The sequence below is a fragment of the Marinobacter sp. genome (assembly GCF_034669625.1).
Classification (GTDB): domain Bacteria; phylum Pseudomonadota; class Gammaproteobacteria; order Pseudomonadales; family Oleiphilaceae; genus Marinobacter.
In genome coordinates this window covers 66,945-84,216 of sequence record NZ_JAXMOY010000011.1, presented here as the reverse complement: position 1 = coordinate 84,216, position 17,272 = coordinate 66,945, and the positions used below count along the sequence as shown (strand labels likewise).

The following is a 17,272-nucleotide window of genomic DNA, read 5'->3' as shown; positions in this document are numbered from 1 at the left end:
CGGGTTAGAGGAAACCTCGGAGCCGCAGCTCTATGGTTTTGGGATTCTCACCTTCGGCGATAGCAATAATGCCATCTATCATCATGTCTTCGTAGCGTGTGCGTTCTCTCACTATACTGCGGAGTTTATGTGCGATGGGGAAGAACAAAAGGTTAGCCAACGCGACGCCGTATATGGTGGCAACAAAAGCCGTTGCTATGCCACTCCCGAGCGATTGAGGGTCTTCAAGATTGGTCATAACCTGTATCAGGCCCATAACCGCACCTATAATGCCAATAGTCGGCGAGTAGCCCCCCATGGCTTCATACACTTTGGCAGACTCGGTATCCCGCTCTTCTCGGCACTCCAGATCCACTTCCAGGGTATTACGAATGGTTGAGGACTCTGCACCATCAACCAACAATTGGAGCCCTTTCCGGGCAAACTTCTCCGGCTCGCGCTCGGCCAGCCCTTCCAATCCCAACAAGCCTTGTTTACGGGCTTTCACACTCCAGTCGACCACCTTGCCGATGCCATCTTCCAGAGAAATATATGGGGGTATAAACACCCAACGTACCTGAACGAACGCTCTTTTCAGGGTCGGCCAAGAAGTCTGCAGAATCGTTGCCGCCAGAGTTCCGCCAATGACAATCAGTGCCGCCGGTGTATTGAAGAGCGAACTGACAGCGCCTCCTTCCAACAAGTTACCGCCCAAAATGGCAACAAAGGCAAGAATAATCCCCAGCAGGCTCAAAATATCCATTAGCTTACGCCTTCAATCAATCGCAAACCGACGTTATTAAGCGGCAACACCTCATCTGACAAGCCTGCCGTTGCGACGGCCATAGGCATGCCGTAAATCACGGAGGTTTCTTCATTTTGCGACCACACCACCGCTCCACTCTGCTTCATCATCCGACAGCCTTCTCGGCCGTCTGCACCCATGCCCGTTAGAATAACGCCCAAGGTTTTACCGGGAAAACTACGCGCGAGTGAGCCAAAAGTGACATCCACACAGGGTTTGTAGTTCAGCCGCTCATCACCGGGCAAGATTTTAACCCGCCCCCTGCCCCCGCGGCTCTCAATCATCATCTGTTTACCACCCGGTGCAAGTAACGCAAGGCCCGGTTCCAACAGATCCCCGTCTTCCGCCTGACGCACTTCAATTTTGCACAACTTATTCAAACGCTCAGCAAAAGCCGGCGTAAAACTCGCGGGCATGTGCTGGACCAGCACAATCGGTGTAGGGAAACTCGCGGGCAATACGCTGAGGACTTTCTGCAGAGCAACAGGCCCTCCCGTTGAAGTACCAATACCCACGACACTGTATTGACGAGCCGGGGTTTTCTTGAGGGAGCGCCGAGAAGGACTCGCAGGAGCGGTTTCGTGATGCGTTTCTTTGGTCGCCGCCCGTGCAGCACGCGGCGGAATCTCCCGACGCGGTGGCGGTGTAGCCGTTACAGGCTTGGCTGGCGTACCAGCCGTGCGGGCTCGCGGCTGACTTTTGGCGATATCCAGCACTCTGTTGATCAAAACGTTTTGCAGCTGACTGGTATCTCGGGCTATTTCCTCAAAATTCTTTGGCAGGAAATCAACGGCACCGGCTTCCAGTGCATCAAGGGTGACCCTGGCACCCTCATAGGTAAGCGAGGAGAACATCAAAACCGGTGTCGCCTGTTGCGCCATGATTTCACGAACCGCTGAAATGCCATCCAAAACGGGCATTTCATAATCCATGGTAATCACATCCGGCCTTAATTTAGCGGCCAGCTCTACCCCTTCCCGGCCATTGGTTGCGGCTCCGACTACGGTAATCTGGCCCGAAGCCGTCAGGATTTCCGTCAGCCTTTTTCTAAAGAAACCTGAATCATCAACGACCAGGACAGAAACTGTCATCCCTTTCTCCTAAACGCCCGGAATCACCCGTAGTGCTGAAGCAAACTGGGCACATCAATAATCAAGGCAATGCGGCCATCACCTGTGATGGTTGCACCCGCCATACCTGGCGTACCCTGAAGCGCGCGCCCCAATGGTTTGATAACCACTTCTTCTTGCCCTACCAATTGATCAACCACGAAGCCGACCTGTTTGGTACCCATCGCGACGATAACCACATGGGCATTAGCAGTCTCTTTCTCGGCCGCTGCACCAGGTACCAGCCACCGTTTAATATGGAACAAGGGGAACACTTTGTCGCGAACCACAATGCACTCGCGGCCGTCGACCATATTGGTCTTGGTGAGGTCCAGATGGAAAATTTCCACGACGTTTACCAATGGCAGCGCAAACGATTGCTCCCCTAGCATGATCATCAGCGTTGGCATGATCGCCAGCGTCAGCGGCACCTTGATAATGATTTTGGTGCCTTTGCCCATTTCGGACTCAATGGATATCTGTCCATTGAGTTGCGCAATCCGGTTCTTGACCACATCCATACCGACACCACGACCCGAAACGTCCGAGATCTGCTCTTTGGTCGAAAAACCGGCGGCAAAAATGAGGTTAAAGCATTCGTTGTCAGTCAACCTGTCCGCGGCATCCTGATCATACAGCCCCTTCTCGACGGCTTTGCGGCGCAGCACCTCAGGATTCATTCCGCCGCCATCATCCGCAATCGAGAGTAAAATGTGGTCGCCTTCCTGTTGCGCCGACAAGGTGACGGTTCCCGCTCGGGATTTGCCAGCATCTTCTCGGGCATCCGGCCCTTCAATACCGTGGTCGACCGAGTTACGGACCAAGTGCACCAGCGGATCGGCGAGCGCTTCCACCAGATTTTTATCCAGATCGGTGTCCTCGCCATGCATGACAAGGTTCACCTCTTTCTTCAGGTTGCGAGCAAGATCACGCACCACCCGAGGGAAACGGCCGAACACTTTTTTGATGGGCTGCATGCGGGTTTGCATGACTGCGGCTTGAAGATCAGTGGTCACCACATCCAAATTAGCAACCGCCTTATGCATGTGCTCGTCTTCGCTTTGGGAGCCCAAACGCTGGAGCCGGTTTCTGACCAGCACCAACTCACCCACCATATTCATGATGTCGTCCAGGCGCTTGGTATCGACCCGAACCGTCGTTTCACCCACCGGCGCAGTTTCTCTCGCGGGTGCTGCTTTTTTGGTAACGGGGACCGGGTCAGGTTTGGCTGCAGGTTCCGGGATTCGCGCTGGCCGGGCACTGGCTTCCGGTTGATGACTCGCACTCCCCTCGGGCTGCCCTCCGGGGACTCCGCCTTTCCCGTGAAGCTCATCAAGCAGACGTTCGAATTCATCATCGGTGATCAAATCCGAACCTTCATCAACCGCAGGCTGAGCTCCTGAGTCTTTCTCCGTACTTTCCGCTTCGGTCGGTTCAGGGGCGGCAAACTTACCTTTGCCATGGAGCTGATCCAGCAGCGCCTCGAACTCATCGTCGGTGATATCGTCGCCGCTGGCACCGGCTTCCAAGGCTGTTTCGCCAACATTCATGGGAGCAGGAGGTGCCTTTGGCGCTTCGGTTTTGTCATCCGCGAGCGCATCGAGCAATTTCTCGAACTCTTCGTCGGTAATATCGCCCTGATCTTCTGGCTCGGAGTTCCCGATCTGGTTTGGCGTCCCTTCAGCGGCTGTCACCGGTGTATCGGTCTCAGGAATCGCCATGGCATCCAGTGCGGCAATCAAATTGGCGGGAGCAGGCGTTAGTTCTTCGCGATTGCGGACTTCGTCAAACATGGCATTGACGCTGTCTAGCGCCTGAAGCACCACGTCCATTAACTCGGGGGTTACTTGCCGCTTGTGGTTGCGCAAGATATCGAACACATTCTCTGCGGAATGGCAGCAGTTAACCAAAGCATCCAGTTGAAGGAACCCTGCGCCACCTTTTACCGTATGAAAGCCGCGGAATATGGCGTTAAGCAGATCGCTGTCGTCTGGATGCTGTTCCAGATCAACCAACTGCTCCGACAGCTTTTCGAGAATCTCACCGGCTTCTATCAAGAAATCCTGAAGAATCTCTTCATCGGCATCAAACGCCATGGGTCACCCTCTTTATAATTCAAAAACCGAGACTGGATAGTAAGTCGTCAACGCCGTCTTGCCCCGAAACAACATCGTCTCGCTCGGCGGCTTTGATTTGCGGACCTACCCCTTTGTCGGCCGATTCTTCTTTTTCTTCAATTTGATGAACGGTGCCCGTCAACTGATCGACGTGGCTGGCCATAACAACCAACCCCAACAGATTCTCTTCCACCTCCTTAACGAGAGCGGTGACTTTTTGAATCACCTGACCGGTTAGGTCCTGAAAATCCTGGGCCAGGAGAATCTCTGAGAGATTTTTGTACAGATCGTCCGAGTCTTTGCCCAAAGAACCAAAGAAGGTATCGATTCGCGCGTAAAGTTCCCGGAACTCTGCCGGCTCGATCTCCCGACGACGCAAGCGCTGCCACTCGTCACGAAGGCTCAAGGCTTCATCGCGGATTGCGTGCGCCACCGGCATGCTTTCCTCAACCAGATCCATCGTGCGATTAGCGGCCTGGCCGGTCATCTGAACCACGTACGCCAAACGATCCGAAGCATCAGACATTTTTGAAAGTGCTTCTTTCTGCTCCGCATTTCGGGGGTCTATCTGGAAGTTCCGGATTGCCTCATGAAGACTCCGGGTCAATCGCCCCACTTCTTGATACAGGCTTTGATCACGAACTTCGCTAAGCTCATTAATGACCGTCATCGCCCGTGCGAAATCGCCGCTGTTGACGCTCTCAACCAATTGCGAGGTCTGCTGCTGCAGTTTTTCCGTGACCTCTGGGTCGAGACCCCGTTGGGTGTGTTTGCTGTCACTCATGCGAGCTACCCGACCTTTGGTTACTGAATACGTTCAAAAATCTTCTCGATTTTTTCTTTAAGAACAGCGGCGGTAAACGGCTTAACGACGTAACCATTCACCCCGGCTTGCGCAGCAGCCACAATCTGGTCGCGCTTGGCTTCAGCGGTGACCATCAGTACTGGCAGGTTCTTAAGATTTTCATCAGCACGGACCGCCTTCAAAAGATCAAAGCCTGACATTCCGGGCATGTTCCAATCCGTCACCAAAAAGTCATACTGGCCACTCTTGAGCATCGGCAACGCCGTGTTGCCATCATCGGCTTCCTCAGTATTGCTAAAGCCCAAGTCACGCAGCAGGTTTTTGATAATTCTGCGCATTGTGGAGAAGTCATCCACAATGAGTATCTTCATATTCTTGTCCAAAGGGACCTCCAGTAAATAACACCCGGATATAGGTCAGCCCGCTGATATCTGGCAGGCTCCGTAAGATTCTGTTCAGGATGCGGGTCTGTCACCCGTCATTGTGCTCTCGCCAATCTGACAACCGGCCCCGGAGGCGCAGTGCTGCCTGGCTATGAATCTGGCTGACTCGGCTTTCACTGACCCCAAGCACTGCCCCAATTTCCTTAAGGTTCAATTCTTCCTGATAATACAAACTCAACACTAACTTTTCTTTCTCTGGAAGTGCTTCAATCGCTTCTGCCAAGCTACGTTGAAAAGCACCTGCCGAGATGCCATCCAGCGGATTATCGCTGGCCTCTTGTTCTTCTATCGGCAGTTCGCCGGATTCATTGAGTTCATCGAGACTAAATAACCGACCACTATTGGCGTCGGCAAGAGATGAATGGTATTCCGCCAGCTCAATGCCCAACTCATCCGCTACTTCACTATCCAAGGCTTCCCGACCAGTTCGGTCTTCAACCGTTTTGATTGCGGCAGAAATCCGGCGGGCATTGCGGTGTACAGAACGAGGCACCCAGTCACCCTTTCGGATTTCGTCAACCATCGCGCCACGAATGCGGATACCCGCATAGGTTTCAAAGGTAGCTCCCTTGCCCGACGAATAGCGCTGGGCTGCCTCAAGCAAACCAATCATTCCGGCCTGCATAAGGTCTTCAAGCTGAACAGACGCCGGTAACCGGGCCATCAAATGAAGGGCAATTTTTTTGACTAGCGGCGCCTGATCCTCGATCAAACTCGAAGCGTTGGGGGCACCTGCCTGATGATATATTCCCAGATTCTTCGTCAATGTCATGTATCCGGCTTTTATTGGACTGGACTCAGATCAGACTTCGACGAGCCGCTCCACGAAAAACTCAAGATGACCTCGGGGAGAGGATGGCAGCGGCCAACTATCCACTTTGTCTGCCAATGCTCGTAAAGCAATAGAAGCTTTCGCACGGGGGTAAGCGTCCAGGACGGCACGCTGGCGCTGAACGGCTTTCTTGACCGCTTCGTCGTAAGGCACGATGCCAACATATTGTAACGCGACATCCAGAAAACGTTCAGTAACTCGCGTCAATTTTTCGAACAAATGTTTGCCTTCTTCTTCACTCCGTACCTGATTGGCAAGAACCCGAAAGCGATCTGTTCCGTAGTCCCGGTTCATCAATTTAATGAGTGCGTACACATCGGTTATGGATGTGGGCTCATCACACACTACCAGCAAGAGCTCTTGCGCGGCCCGAAGGAAACAGACGACGGATTCGGAAATACCAGCGGCGGTGTCCACAATCAAAACATCGATCTGGTCACCCAACTCACTGAACGCGTTAATCAGGCCGGCATGCTCCATAGGACTGAGCTGAGTCATCCTTTGGGTGCCCGAAGAGGCGGGTACGATTTTGATGCCACCAGGGCCATCCACCAGCACATCTTTCAGATCACACTCACCACTAAGGACATCGTGCAGATTCTTTTGGGCAGTCACCCCAAGAAGCACGTCCAGGTTACCCAGCCCCAAATCGGCATCAAGCACAACAACACGACGACCCTTTGCTGCCAGCGCGATCGCAAGATTAACCGACACATTACTCTTCCCGACACCGCCCTTGCCGCCGGAAACCGCAATAACCTGAACCGGATGTGGTTTGCTCATACTGTATATTGTCTCTTACTGCGTCGTTAACCGGCTCTATGCCAGTGACTGTTGCTGTAATGCTTACGCCGATGCGCCTTCAACCGCGGTCTGTGAATGCTGCATGGCTCTAAGGCGTTCAACTCCCATGCGAACCAAAGGAGCCGCCTCGGCCTTGTGCAGGTCTTCCGGTATTTTTTGACCGTCGGTATACCAAGCCACCGGTAGACCCGTTTCCATCACAAACCCCAGAGATTCTCCCAAGGTAAGCGCTTCGTCAATCTTGGTCACGATGCAGCCGGCAAGGCTTGCCATCTTATAGCAATGCCAAACGGATTTCATGATACGCGGCTGGCTGGTAGCAGACACTACCAGATGCGCATGAACATTGTGATCACTACGAACCAGTTCCGCCAACTGCTCTTGGTAGCCGCGATCAGCACTGGTCAGTCCCGCCGTATCAATAAGTACGAGATGACGATCTGAAAGCTCATCCAGAATATCATCCAACGAGTGACTTTCATCGACCACTCGCACCGGCACATTCAGAATTCGCCCGAACACGAACAACTGCTCATGAGCGGCAACCCGATAGCGGTCGGTGGTGACCAAAGCCAGGCTGTCGGCACCGTGCTCCAACACATAGCGGGCTGCCAGCTTACCAATCGTCGTGGTTTTGCCCGCTCCGGTCGGGCCAACCAAGGCATATACACCGCCCGCTTCCAGCCAATCTTCTCGACCGGTTCGTATGCCTGTCGCGACGATTTTCAAAGCAGCCTTCCAGCCATCTTCCAGTCGACCATTGCGATGTTGCCGAGAAACCGATCCCGCCAATTCAGCACCCAAACCAAACTCTTGCAACCGCTCAGTTAACAGTTGCTGCACCGCATTCTTCGCGCCGCTGTCCGAGGGCGCACGCCCATCATTGGCGCCAGCGCCTTGAGCCCCCATTAACTCACGCAGAGAGCTGATCTCCGCTTTCATCGCCGCCAGCTCGTCAGAGTAACCTTGAGTATGCGGGGGGACTCGCGCGTCAGAATCTTGACCACCCACAAAACTCGCCGAAACATCCGATGCGTATTCAGCGTCATCTTGCAGTGACACCTGAGGATACCGGGTACCAGACGCAGCACGCTTTTCCCGGACGTCTTGAATCCGACTGCGGGAGCGGCTCAATTCATCCTCAAGCCGCCGATGCTGGTCGGCCTGCATTTCGGCCAGACGGGAACCATTAGTGGCTTCGGCCGCTTTCTCTCCCAAGCTTTGGCGAGCCATGTTTTCGTCATAATCCAGAGCCGTCACGATTTCGACGCCTCCATCCACTCGGCGATTGGACAAAATAACGGCATCGGGTCCCATTTCATGGCTGACCTGCTTCAGGGCCTCGGCCATGGACTGCGCAAAAAACCGTTTAACTTTCATAACTTCCATCCTCTACCGTCGAGCTGGTCTCAGCTGACCGCGTTGCTTTATCCGCCGTTACTGGCCGACAGACGCAACGATCGTGATCTGTTTGTTATCCGGAATCTCTTGGTACGAGAGCACGTGCAGGCGCTCTACCCCGTAGCTGGCAAACTTCGCCAAACCAGGCCGCAACGGCCCGGAGACTAACAAGATGGCTGGTTTGCCCAACATTTCCTGACGTTGCACACTGTCTTTCAGTGAACGTTGCAGCTTTTCCACCATATTAGGCTCCAGCACCATGCCAATATCATCCTGTCCGCCGGATTGTTGACTCTGCTGAACAGACTTAAGCAACATCTGTTCCAAGTCAGGATCCAAAGTGATCACAGGAATTTCAGCATCGTTGCCACAAATGCTTTGCACAATCATTCGACGCAGCGACTGGCGCGCCAACGTGGTCAGCAGTTTCGGGTCCTGACTCTTAGGATGTACGTTGACGATGGCCTCGGCGATCGAGCGCATGTCACGGACGGGCACTTCTTCTTTAAGCAGATTCTGCAGCACTTTGAGTAAGATGCTGATAGAAATTGTGGTCGGCACCAACTCTTCCGCTAGCTTCGGAGAGATTTTCTCGAGCTGATCCAGCCACTTCTGAGCCTCATCGTGACCGATTAATTCGTGCGCATGCTTCTGGAGAATCTGGTTCAGATGCGTCGCCACCACTGTGCTGGCATCAACGACCGTGTATCCGAGCGTTTGCGCCTGATCTTTCTGTTCTGACTCAATCCAGATGGCCTCCAAGCCAAACGCCGGGTCTTTCCCAGCGATGCCCTCGACTTTTCCAAACACCTGCCCCGGGTCAATGGCCAGCTCACGCTCAGGATGAATCTCCGCTTCGGCGATGGTGACACCCATCAGCGTAATTCGATACACGTTCGGCATCAGATCCAGATTATCTCGGATGTGCACAGAGGGCATCAGAAACCCCATATCCTGAGACAGTTTTTTCCGCACACCTTTAATGCGGCTCAGCAACTGCCCCCCCTGAGACTTGTCCACCAAGGGAATCAGCCGATAACCCACTTCCAGCCCGACAATGTCAACGGTCGCGACATCATCCCAGCCCAGCTCACGAGCCTCCCCCGGAGAAGGCAATGCCTGCCCGTCGCCACCGCGATCAGGAACAACCTCTCCACCTTGGCGAGCCGCACTCGCAGGCATACTGCCACGACCGGCAAACACGCCTTCTTCCTCGACCGTCTGTCTCTGCTTTTTCCAGATAAACCAAGCGGCTGCCGCAGCCAGCGAGCCCAACCCAAGGAACGCCACATGGGGCATACCCGGAATCAAGCCCAACAAAATCAAAATACCCGCTGCGATACCCAGAACCTTCGGCGCACTGAACATCTGCTGGAGAATCTGCCCGCCCATGTCCTGACTGGACGTAACTCGCGTCACCATAATGGCCGCTGCGGTCGATAACAGCAGCGAAGGAATCTGGGCCACCAGGCCATCACCGATGGTGAGCAGCGCATAGCGCTCCATAGCGAGCGAAAAGTCCAGACCGTGCTGAACCATACCAATCGCAACACCGCCGATGATGTTAATAGCCAGGATCAGCAAGCCGGCCACCGCATCGCCTTTAACGAATTTCGAGGCACCGTCCATGGAACCGTAAAAGTCCGCTTCCTGCGCAATTTCCGAACGCCGGGCTTTGGCTTCATCCTGATTCACCAAACCCGCATTGAGGTCCGCATCGATCGCCATCTGCTTACCGGGCATGGCATCCAAAGTGAAGCGGGCACTGACTTCGGACACTCGACCGGCACCTTTGGTCACTACCAGAAAGTTGATGATCATCAGTATCGCGAACACCACCAAGCCCACGGCGTAGTTACCGCCAATCAACACCGCCCCGAAGGACTCGATCACTTTACCTGCCGCATCTCCCCCTTCGTGACCATTGAGCAAAACAATCCGGGTAGACGCCACGTTCAAACCAAGACGAAGCAGCGTGGCCACCAACAGCACCGTCGGGAAAGCGGCAAATTCCATAGGCCGGAGCGCATAGACGCACACCAGCAGAATCACGATCGACAGCGTGATGTTGAAGGTAAAGAACACATCGAGCAAAAAAGCGGGCACGGGCAATATCATCATGCCCAGCAAACCCATCAGCATCAGCGGAACACCGAGATTACCTCGCGTCAGAGTTTTGACGTTATTCAGAACGAACGCTCTGTTCATACTGCCTGCTTCTCCGGATCACTGTGCTTTCGGGCTATTCGGGGCTACGACCGGGTCGAAAACCTGACACGAACCCCCTGCATGAATACGGTGTCGCAAGATCTGTACCATTCCCTATAAATTTTATGATTTCTCACGAACAGATCGCCTGACGTGAGCGCTCGGATACGGTATCCTTTTGCCGTTTAACTGATCAAAAACCAAGCCAGAAAATCCGAACCCACAGGTGACCCCGATGCCTATCCACGAAGTGAAGCACCCACTGATCCAACACAAGCTCGGCCTTATGCGCCGCTCAGACATCAGCACCAAAAATTTTCGTGAACTGGCTCAAGAAGTTGGCGCACTGCTGACCTACGAAGCGACTAAAGATTTCACCCTAAAAGAAAAAACCATTGACGGCTGGGCAGGGCCGGTAGCGGTAGAACAAATACACGGCAAAAAGATCACCATTGTCCCCATCCTGAGAGCAGGCTTAGGCATGCTGGATGGCGTACTCAGTCTGATCCCCGTAGCACGAGTCAGCGTTGTCGGTCAGATCCGTAACGAAGACACACTTGAAGCGGAAACGTACCTGGAAAAACTGGTGGGTGAGCTGGACCAGCGTACCGCGCTGATCATCGACCCAATGCTGGCCACTGGCGGTTCCATGATTTCCACCATCGACCTGCTCAAGCAAGCCGGTAGCACCGAAATCCGGGCTCTGGTACTGGTTGCTGCGCCAGAGGGCGTTGAAAAAGTATTGGAAAAACACCCAGACGTTTCCATCTACACCGCCTCGGTCGATGACCGCCTGAACGAAAAAGGCTACATCCTGCCTGGTCTCGGCGATGCCGGAGACAAGATCTTCGGCACCAAGCAGAAGGATGTTTAAGAATGCAGGACATCACGACTGACTCGACCTGGAAACAGGCCATAGCCGGCTCGCAAATGCTACTGGTCGCCTTCGGCGCACTGGTACTGATGCCACTGATCACAGGACTTGATCCTAACGTCGCGCTATTTACCGCGGGTCTCGGCACACTGATCTTCCATGTCGTCACCGGCGGCCAGATCCCCATTTTCCTTGCCTCATCCTTCGCCTTCATTGCCCCGATCATGGCAGCCAAAAGCCAGTTCGGCCTGCAAGAAACCCTTGGCGGCCTGATGGCAGCAGGCATCCTCTACATCGCCCTCTCCGGCGTCATCCGCCTGCGCGGAACCGGCTTCGTCACCCGCTTACTGCCTCCGGTGGTGATTGCGCCCGTAATCATGACCATCGGTTTGGGCCTCGCCCCAGTCGCCGTGCACATGGCCTCCGGCCGCACGGGTGATGGCAGCGCTCAGCTGGTCCCCGAAAACACCGCACTGATGATCGCGATGACCTCTTTGTTGGTGACCATCATCATGACCGTCTGGGCAAAAGGCATCTTCCGCCTGATCCCGATCATGATCGGGATCATCGTGGGTTACATCCTCTCGGCCTTCGCCGGCATCGTAGACACCACCCCCGTCCAGGAAGCGGCCTGGTTCGCCGTTCCGAACTTCGTCGCCCCCGCCTTCAGTTGGGGCGCCATCCTGTTCATGATCCCCGTCGCAATCGCCCCCGCGATTGAACACATCGGCGACGTACTGGCCATCGGCAACGTCACCCGCAAAAACTACCTGGAGAAGCCGGGCCTGCACCGCACCCTGCTCGGCGACGGCCTGGCCACCAGCGCTGCCTCCATGCTTGGCGGACCACCCAATACCACTTACTCCGAAGTCACCGGTGCCGTTATGCTGACCCGTAACTTCAACCCGAAAGTGATGTGGTGGGCAGCTGGTACGGCCATCGTACTGGCCTTCGTTGGCAAATTCGGCGCGACCCTGCAAACCATCCCGGTCCCTGTTATGGGCGGCATCCTGTGTCTGCTGTTCGGCTCCATCGCTGTAGTAGGGCTCAATACCCTGATCCGTCATCAGGTGGATCTGTCCCAGGCCCGCAATCTGGTGATTGTCGGCGTGACCTTGGTATTCGGCATCGGTGGCATGGTCATCGGCCACATGGAAGGCATCGCCCTGTGCTCGGTGGTCGCCATTGTCCTCAACCTGCTGCTTCCGGGCGGCCGGGAGGCGTGGGGCAAGACCATTTACCAGCAAAATCAGGAATAGCCCCTCGGGCAGAACCAAAAACCGGTCTGGCACAGAGGTGACAGACCGGTTTTTTATGTCGGGTACCGACAGGCGTTTTATCGAATCAGGGTATTCCTGCCGAAGTAATCATCGCCTTCGTACTTTTCGATGACCGACATCAGGGACGCCCCGTTCTCTTTCGACAGCAGCTTGTGACTCATGGCCGCCAGCTTGATCAGTATATCTTTGCACTCGATCCTGGCCTGCTGAACCTGACGGGAAATACCCACCAGTATCTGGGCAATGAACGCATTGGGCCGGTTAATCAGGCCAATGGAGAAATTCAGCAGCAAATCCCGGAACAGGTCAAAATCCTTTTCCATGAGCTCGCCAGACTCCACCAGCTTCTGGAAACTGTCTTCCTTTTCATCCGGGCACAGTGAGCGAGTCCAGTCCAGGTAATCACTGTCAGAAATCACGGAATAGGCCATGGCCTGGAACTCCTTGCTGTCCAGCAACACGTCCAGGCGGTCGCTGGTTTCCTCCGAGGTCACGTCCTGCAAAAGCTGATCTGCGAACTGCTGAGTCCTGATCACTTCCCGGAGCAACGAAAAGTGGCCACCGGCCATGCTGTTATACATGCGGCTGATGTCTGCCATATCCTCCAGGAACACCTTCAGAAACTGCTGCTGACCAGGAATCGAATCCAGAACCGGAATCAGAGTGTAACGGCGCTTCTCGATGGATTCATAATAATTACCTACGGCCTCCTTGAACTCATCAGTCTTGGCAACCAGCCGCTCAAGGAATGCCGGATCACGGCCCACCTTGTCCGCCAACGCAGTGAAACCTTCAGATCGGCTGGCCCAGCGATCAATGGGATTCTCCAGTTTTGTGGACACATCTACCATGGCGCTGAAGGCATCTTCAAACTCAGCCTTTATACTGATGACCTTTTCCAGCGATGTGGCCTTCACCCGCTCATTGATGCCTTGACGCTTCGATGCGACGACACGATAGATGGATGAAAAAGTAACCGCCAGTCCGGCAAAAATAATCGATATGCTAGTGGCAATATCAAAACCGAACTGTATATCTTCAACAAACGCGAAATCCATGGACAGGTTCTCTCCGAGGTGTATAGCGACGACGACGCCATTAAGAAGCAAGCTATAGTACTCAGCGGAACTCTGGCAAGGCAAACGATTCGTGAGGGTATGAAGATGTTATCCGAGAAACCGGAGCATCGGCCCGGAACTAAAATCAGTGGCGCAAATCCCGGGGAATGGGGAAATCGGGCATTCCAGGCTTGGGACCGCGCCCCTTCCGGAACTGCCGCAGCTGAAAAACGTAAGCCAATACCTGAGCAATCGCCATATACAGCCCGTCAGGAATTTCCTCACCAACATCCGAATTATGATAAACCGCCCGAGTCAAAGGCGGCGTACGCAACACCTCCACCTTATGCTCCCGAGCTATCTCCATAATCTTGAACGCCACCTCATCAGCGCCCTTCGCCACCACCACCGGCGCGCCCATCGAATCCTGGTCATACTTCAGCGCCACCGCATAATGCGTCGGGTTCGTAATCACCACATCCGCCGTTGGTACATCCTGCATCATCCTGCGCTGCGCCATCTCCCGCTGCAACTGACGAATCTTACCCTTAACTTCCGGCTTACCCTCAGAATCCTTGTACTCGTCTTTCACCTCTTGCTTCGTCATCCGAAGCTTCTTTTGATGATCGTAAATCTGAAACGGCACATCAATCATCGCAATAATGATCGTAGCGCAAGACAACACCAAAAAACTCCAGCCCAGCGTCCACAACACATGCTCCATGGCCGGTATCACTGGCTCCTCGGCGATGCTCAACAAATCATCCGTGCGTAGATTCAGGATCATGATAGCAATCGCCAAGACCAACCCGACCTTGGCAATCGCCTTTACCAACTCGATGAGCGAGCGCATCGAAAACATCCGCCCCAAACCCTTGATCGGATTCATCCGATTGGCTTTCGGCGCAATGGCTTTAGCACTGAACAACAAACCACCAATACCTATCGAACCGGCAATAGCGGCAATTAACAGCAAAATCAGAATGGGAGACAGAGCCAAGGCGGCCTCTTTGGCCGAGACAATCAACTGAACACTCATGTGGCGAGTATCAAAAATCGCAGTACGCTCAATCACGAAAGCATCCCGCATGATGCCTTCGAAGGTCATCGCCAATGACGTACCAAACATCAGCAAACCACCCGCCCCAGCAAGCAGCACCGCCATGGTTGCCAATTCCTTCGACCGGGCAGCCTGGCCGTCTTCCTTAGCTTTCTCAAGCCTTCGGGGGGTGGGCTCTTCGGTTTTCTCCTGACTGTTGTCGTTCTCTTCAGCCATGGTTAACGCCCCTGCAACTGACGCATAAAGTCGAACGTCTCACGGGTGTACTGATCAAAGTGTGGCAGAAAATTCCCATGCAACACCCAGATGGCAAACAAACCGAAAATCAAACCAATAGGGAAACCCAACGCAAAAATATTCATCTGCGGCGCAGCCCGCGTCATCACCCCGAACGAAATGTTGACGATCAGAACCGCCGTCACAGCCGGTAGCGCCAGCAACATGGCCGAAGCGAACATCCAGCTGATCCTGTGGGCCAACTCCCATACGCCACTTTGCCCCAACCCTTCCAGGCCGATTGGCATGGTATGAAAACTCTCAATGAAGATCTCAAACGCCACCAGATGACCATTCATCAGCAAAAACAGCAAAGTGATGGTAATCGTATAAATCTGAGCCAGCACTGGCACGTTTACACCGTTAGCCGGGTCTACCATAGACGCAAAGCCTAACCCCATCTGCATCGCAATCATCTGGCCCGCGATAACAAACAACTGCCACAAAGCCGTCAGCGCGAAACCCAGCCCCACGCCAATCAGTATCTGCTGCAGCGTGATCACGACAGCATCAGCACTCAGCGCTTCAACCTTGGGGACTTCCGGGATCATCGGCACGATCAGAATGGTCATGAGCAAAGCCAGTCCCAAGCGCACTCGGGCAGGAACCAACTGGGTTCCAAAGATTGGAATGACCATCAGAAAACTGGCTAGGCGGAACAGCGGCCAAAGATGCTGCCCCACCCACTGCCCCAGCAGGTCTGCGCTAAACTCTGCCGGAAACATCCGCTATCCGATCAGGTAAGGGATGCTGGAAATGAGCCCGCGGGCATGATCCAGCAACTTGGTGAGCATCCAGGGGCCAGCGGCAATGATGACGATCAGGGTGACCAGCAACCGAGGCAGGAAACTCAAGGTTTGCTCGTTTATCTGGGTTGCGGCCTGAAACGTACTGACCACCAAACCGATCACCAACCCGGGACCAATGATGACGCCTGCGAACAGAACAATCATCCAGAGCGCTTCGCGGACAATATCGATGGCTGTTTCAGGCGTCATGTCTAGCCTCCTATATGCCGTAACTGGCGGCAAGGGTACCCATAATCAGGGCCCAGCCATCCACCAGCACGAAAAGCATGATCTTGAACGGCAAGGATATGATGATCGGTGAAAGCATCATCATACCCATGGCCATCAAAACACTGGCGACCACCATGTCGAGAATCAAAAACGGAATAAACAGAATAAACCCGATCTGGAATGCGGTTTTCAGTTCACTGGTCACGAAAGCTGGCATCAGAACCCAGAATGACACATCTTCCGGCGTTTCGTACTCTACCTCCGCCAGCCTCATGAACAGCGCCAAATCTGATTCCCGGGTTTGCTCAAGCATGAAATTCCGGAACGGCTCACTGGCCAGTTCCACGGCTTCCAACGAAGTGACTTCTTCCTGCAGATAGGGCTGTAAGCCGACACGATTGGCCTCTTCCAGCACCGGTTTCATGATAAATATACTGAGAAAGAGCGCCAGCCCCAGCAGAATCTGATTCGATGGCGTAGCCTGAAGACCAAGCGCCTGTCGCAAGATAGCAAACACAACGATGATACGAGTGAACGACGTCATCATCATCAGCATCGCCGGCAGGAAAGTCAGCGCCGTCATCAGCGCCAGTATCTGCAGGGTTACTGAATACTCTTGGGTGCCATCTTCGCCAGGCTGTACAGAAAAGGCAGGAATACCCGGCAAATCGGCCGAGGCGACAGCCGGCAGAAACAAGCCGGCAATCAAGGCTAAATAAGGAAGGCAAGATCTAATAGCGGTATTCACCATAGCATTACTCTTTATGCTCGGGAGCTGTCCAGGACTTCCCTATCAAACCCTGCAGCTTACGGGCAAAGTCGCTGGTTCCGGTGTTACTGGAGTCCACCACCGGCTCATCAAACACCTGCAATGTCCGGATACTGCCCGGAGTAATACCCAGTAAGAGCTGTTGCCCTCCCACTTCCACTAAGGCTATGCGTTCCCGCGTACCTATAGCGAGTACGGATACCACGCGAATCGCGTTGTTGTTCATACCAGCCATTCCGGTCATACGTCGAATCAGCCAGGCGCAGCCGTAAATCACCGCAATGACCGCCACCAGACCGAGCCCAAGGCTGACGATCATACCCACCGTGTCGGGCGTATTACGTGCGAACTCCTGAACAGGCTCAGCAGTCTGCTCTGCAACGGCAGGCAAACTTAGCAGGGCTGGTAACAGCCAACGCAACCAATACAGCAC

At 54.2% G+C, this 17,272-nt stretch carries 17 protein-coding genes; 2 read left to right on the top strand and 15 right to left on the bottom strand.

Features of this window, described 5'->3' with window-relative positions:
• Nucleotides 1-4: 4 nt before the first annotated feature.
• The 9 genes from VOI14_RS11030 to flhA form a co-directional block, all read right to left on the bottom strand.
• The gene (locus VOI14_RS11030) at nt 5-742 is read right to left on the bottom strand and encodes a flagellar motor protein (protein WP_323752105.1); all 738 of its coding nucleotides are present in this window, start codon (nt 740-742) and stop codon (nt 5-7) included.
• The gene (locus VOI14_RS11025) at nt 742-1,875 is read right to left on the bottom strand and encodes a chemotaxis response regulator protein-glutamate methylesterase (RefSeq protein WP_323752104.1); all 1,134 of its coding nucleotides are present in this window, start codon (nt 1,873-1,875) and stop codon (nt 742-744) included. Before VOI14_RS11025 ends, VOI14_RS11030 begins: the two co-directional genes overlap by 1 nt.
• A gap of 23 nt (nt 1,876-1,898) precedes the next feature.
• The gene (locus VOI14_RS11020; protein WP_323752103.1) at nt 1,899-3,989 is read right to left on the bottom strand and encodes a chemotaxis protein CheA; all 2,091 of its coding nucleotides are present in this window, start codon (nt 3,987-3,989) and stop codon (nt 1,899-1,901) included.
• 19 nt (nt 3,990-4,008) lie between these two features.
• Entirely contained in the window at nt 4,009-4,794 is a 786-nt protein-coding gene (locus VOI14_RS11015; RefSeq protein ID WP_323752102.1) for a protein phosphatase CheZ, read from the bottom strand.
• 20 nt (nt 4,795-4,814) lie between these two features.
• Entirely contained in the window at nt 4,815-5,198 is a 384-nt protein-coding gene (cheY, locus tag VOI14_RS11010; protein WP_323752101.1) for a chemotaxis response regulator CheY, read from the bottom strand.
• A gap of 88 nt (nt 5,199-5,286) precedes the next feature.
• The gene (locus VOI14_RS11005) at nt 5,287-6,030 is read right to left on the bottom strand and encodes an RNA polymerase sigma factor FliA (RefSeq protein WP_323752100.1); all 744 of its coding nucleotides are present in this window, start codon (nt 6,028-6,030) and stop codon (nt 5,287-5,289) included.
• A 30-nt stretch (nt 6,031-6,060) separates the two neighbouring features.
• Nucleotides 6,061-6,873: a MinD/ParA family protein gene (locus VOI14_RS11000; protein WP_323752099.1), complete on the bottom strand. Its 813-nt coding sequence runs from the start codon at nt 6,871-6,873 to the stop codon at nt 6,061-6,063.
• A gap of 63 nt (nt 6,874-6,936) precedes the next feature.
• Nucleotides 6,937-8,274: a flagellar biosynthesis protein FlhF gene (gene flhF / locus VOI14_RS10995; RefSeq protein WP_323752098.1), complete on the bottom strand. Its 1,338-nt coding sequence runs from the start codon at nt 8,272-8,274 to the stop codon at nt 6,937-6,939.
• A 57-nt stretch (nt 8,275-8,331) separates the two neighbouring features.
• On the bottom strand, nt 8,332-10,503 hold the full coding sequence (flhA, locus tag VOI14_RS10990) for a flagellar biosynthesis protein FlhA (protein WP_323752097.1): 2,172 nt from the start codon (nt 10,501-10,503) through the stop codon (nt 8,332-8,334).
• A gap of 235 nt (nt 10,504-10,738) precedes the next feature.
• On the opposite strand from flhA, the gene upp reads away from it, so the two are divergent.
• Both upp and VOI14_RS10980 read left to right on the top strand, forming a co-directional pair.
• The gene (gene upp, locus VOI14_RS10985; RefSeq protein WP_323752096.1) at nt 10,739-11,377 is read left to right on the top strand and encodes a uracil phosphoribosyltransferase; all 639 of its coding nucleotides are present in this window, start codon (nt 10,739-10,741) and stop codon (nt 11,375-11,377) included.
• Between the two features lie 2 nt (nt 11,378-11,379).
• Nucleotides 11,380-12,636, top strand: a complete 1,257-nt coding sequence (locus tag VOI14_RS10980) for a uracil-xanthine permease family protein (protein ID WP_323752095.1) — start codon at nt 11,380-11,382, stop codon at nt 12,634-12,636.
• Nucleotides 12,637-12,713: 77 nt separating this feature from the next.
• Here the strand turns inward: VOI14_RS10980 and VOI14_RS10975 are convergent, their stop codons facing one another.
• The 6 genes from VOI14_RS10975 to fliO all read right to left on the bottom strand — a co-directional run bounded on the left by VOI14_RS10975 (nt 12,714) and on the right by fliO (nt 17,272).
• Nucleotides 12,714-13,715: a hypothetical protein gene (locus VOI14_RS10975; protein ID WP_323752094.1), complete on the bottom strand. Its 1,002-nt coding sequence runs from the start codon at nt 13,713-13,715 to the stop codon at nt 12,714-12,716.
• Nucleotides 13,716-13,860: 145 nt separating this feature from the next.
• Nucleotides 13,861-14,991 (bottom strand): flagellar biosynthesis protein FlhB, encoded by a 1,131-nt coding sequence (gene flhB / locus VOI14_RS10970; RefSeq protein ID WP_323752093.1) that lies wholly within the window; start codon nt 14,989-14,991, stop codon nt 13,861-13,863.
• A gap of 2 nt (nt 14,992-14,993) precedes the next feature.
• On the bottom strand, nt 14,994-15,776 hold the full coding sequence (gene fliR, locus VOI14_RS10965) for a flagellar biosynthetic protein FliR (RefSeq protein ID WP_114333344.1): 783 nt from the start codon (nt 15,774-15,776) through the stop codon (nt 14,994-14,996).
• A gap of 3 nt (nt 15,777-15,779) precedes the next feature.
• A complete protein-coding gene (gene fliQ / locus VOI14_RS10960) occupies nt 15,780-16,049 on the bottom strand; it encodes a flagellar biosynthesis protein FliQ (RefSeq protein ID WP_323752092.1) in 270 nt (89 codons plus the stop codon).
• 10 nt (nt 16,050-16,059) lie between these two features.
• Complete coding sequence (gene fliP / locus VOI14_RS10955; protein WP_416361413.1) at nt 16,060-16,818, bottom strand: flagellar type III secretion system pore protein FliP; 759 nt, start codon at nt 16,816-16,818, stop codon at nt 16,060-16,062.
• A gap of 7 nt (nt 16,819-16,825) precedes the next feature.
• Nucleotides 16,826-17,272, bottom strand: coding sequence for a flagellar biosynthetic protein FliO (gene fliO, locus VOI14_RS10950; protein WP_416361411.1), 447 nt, complete (start codon nt 17,270-17,272; stop codon nt 16,826-16,828).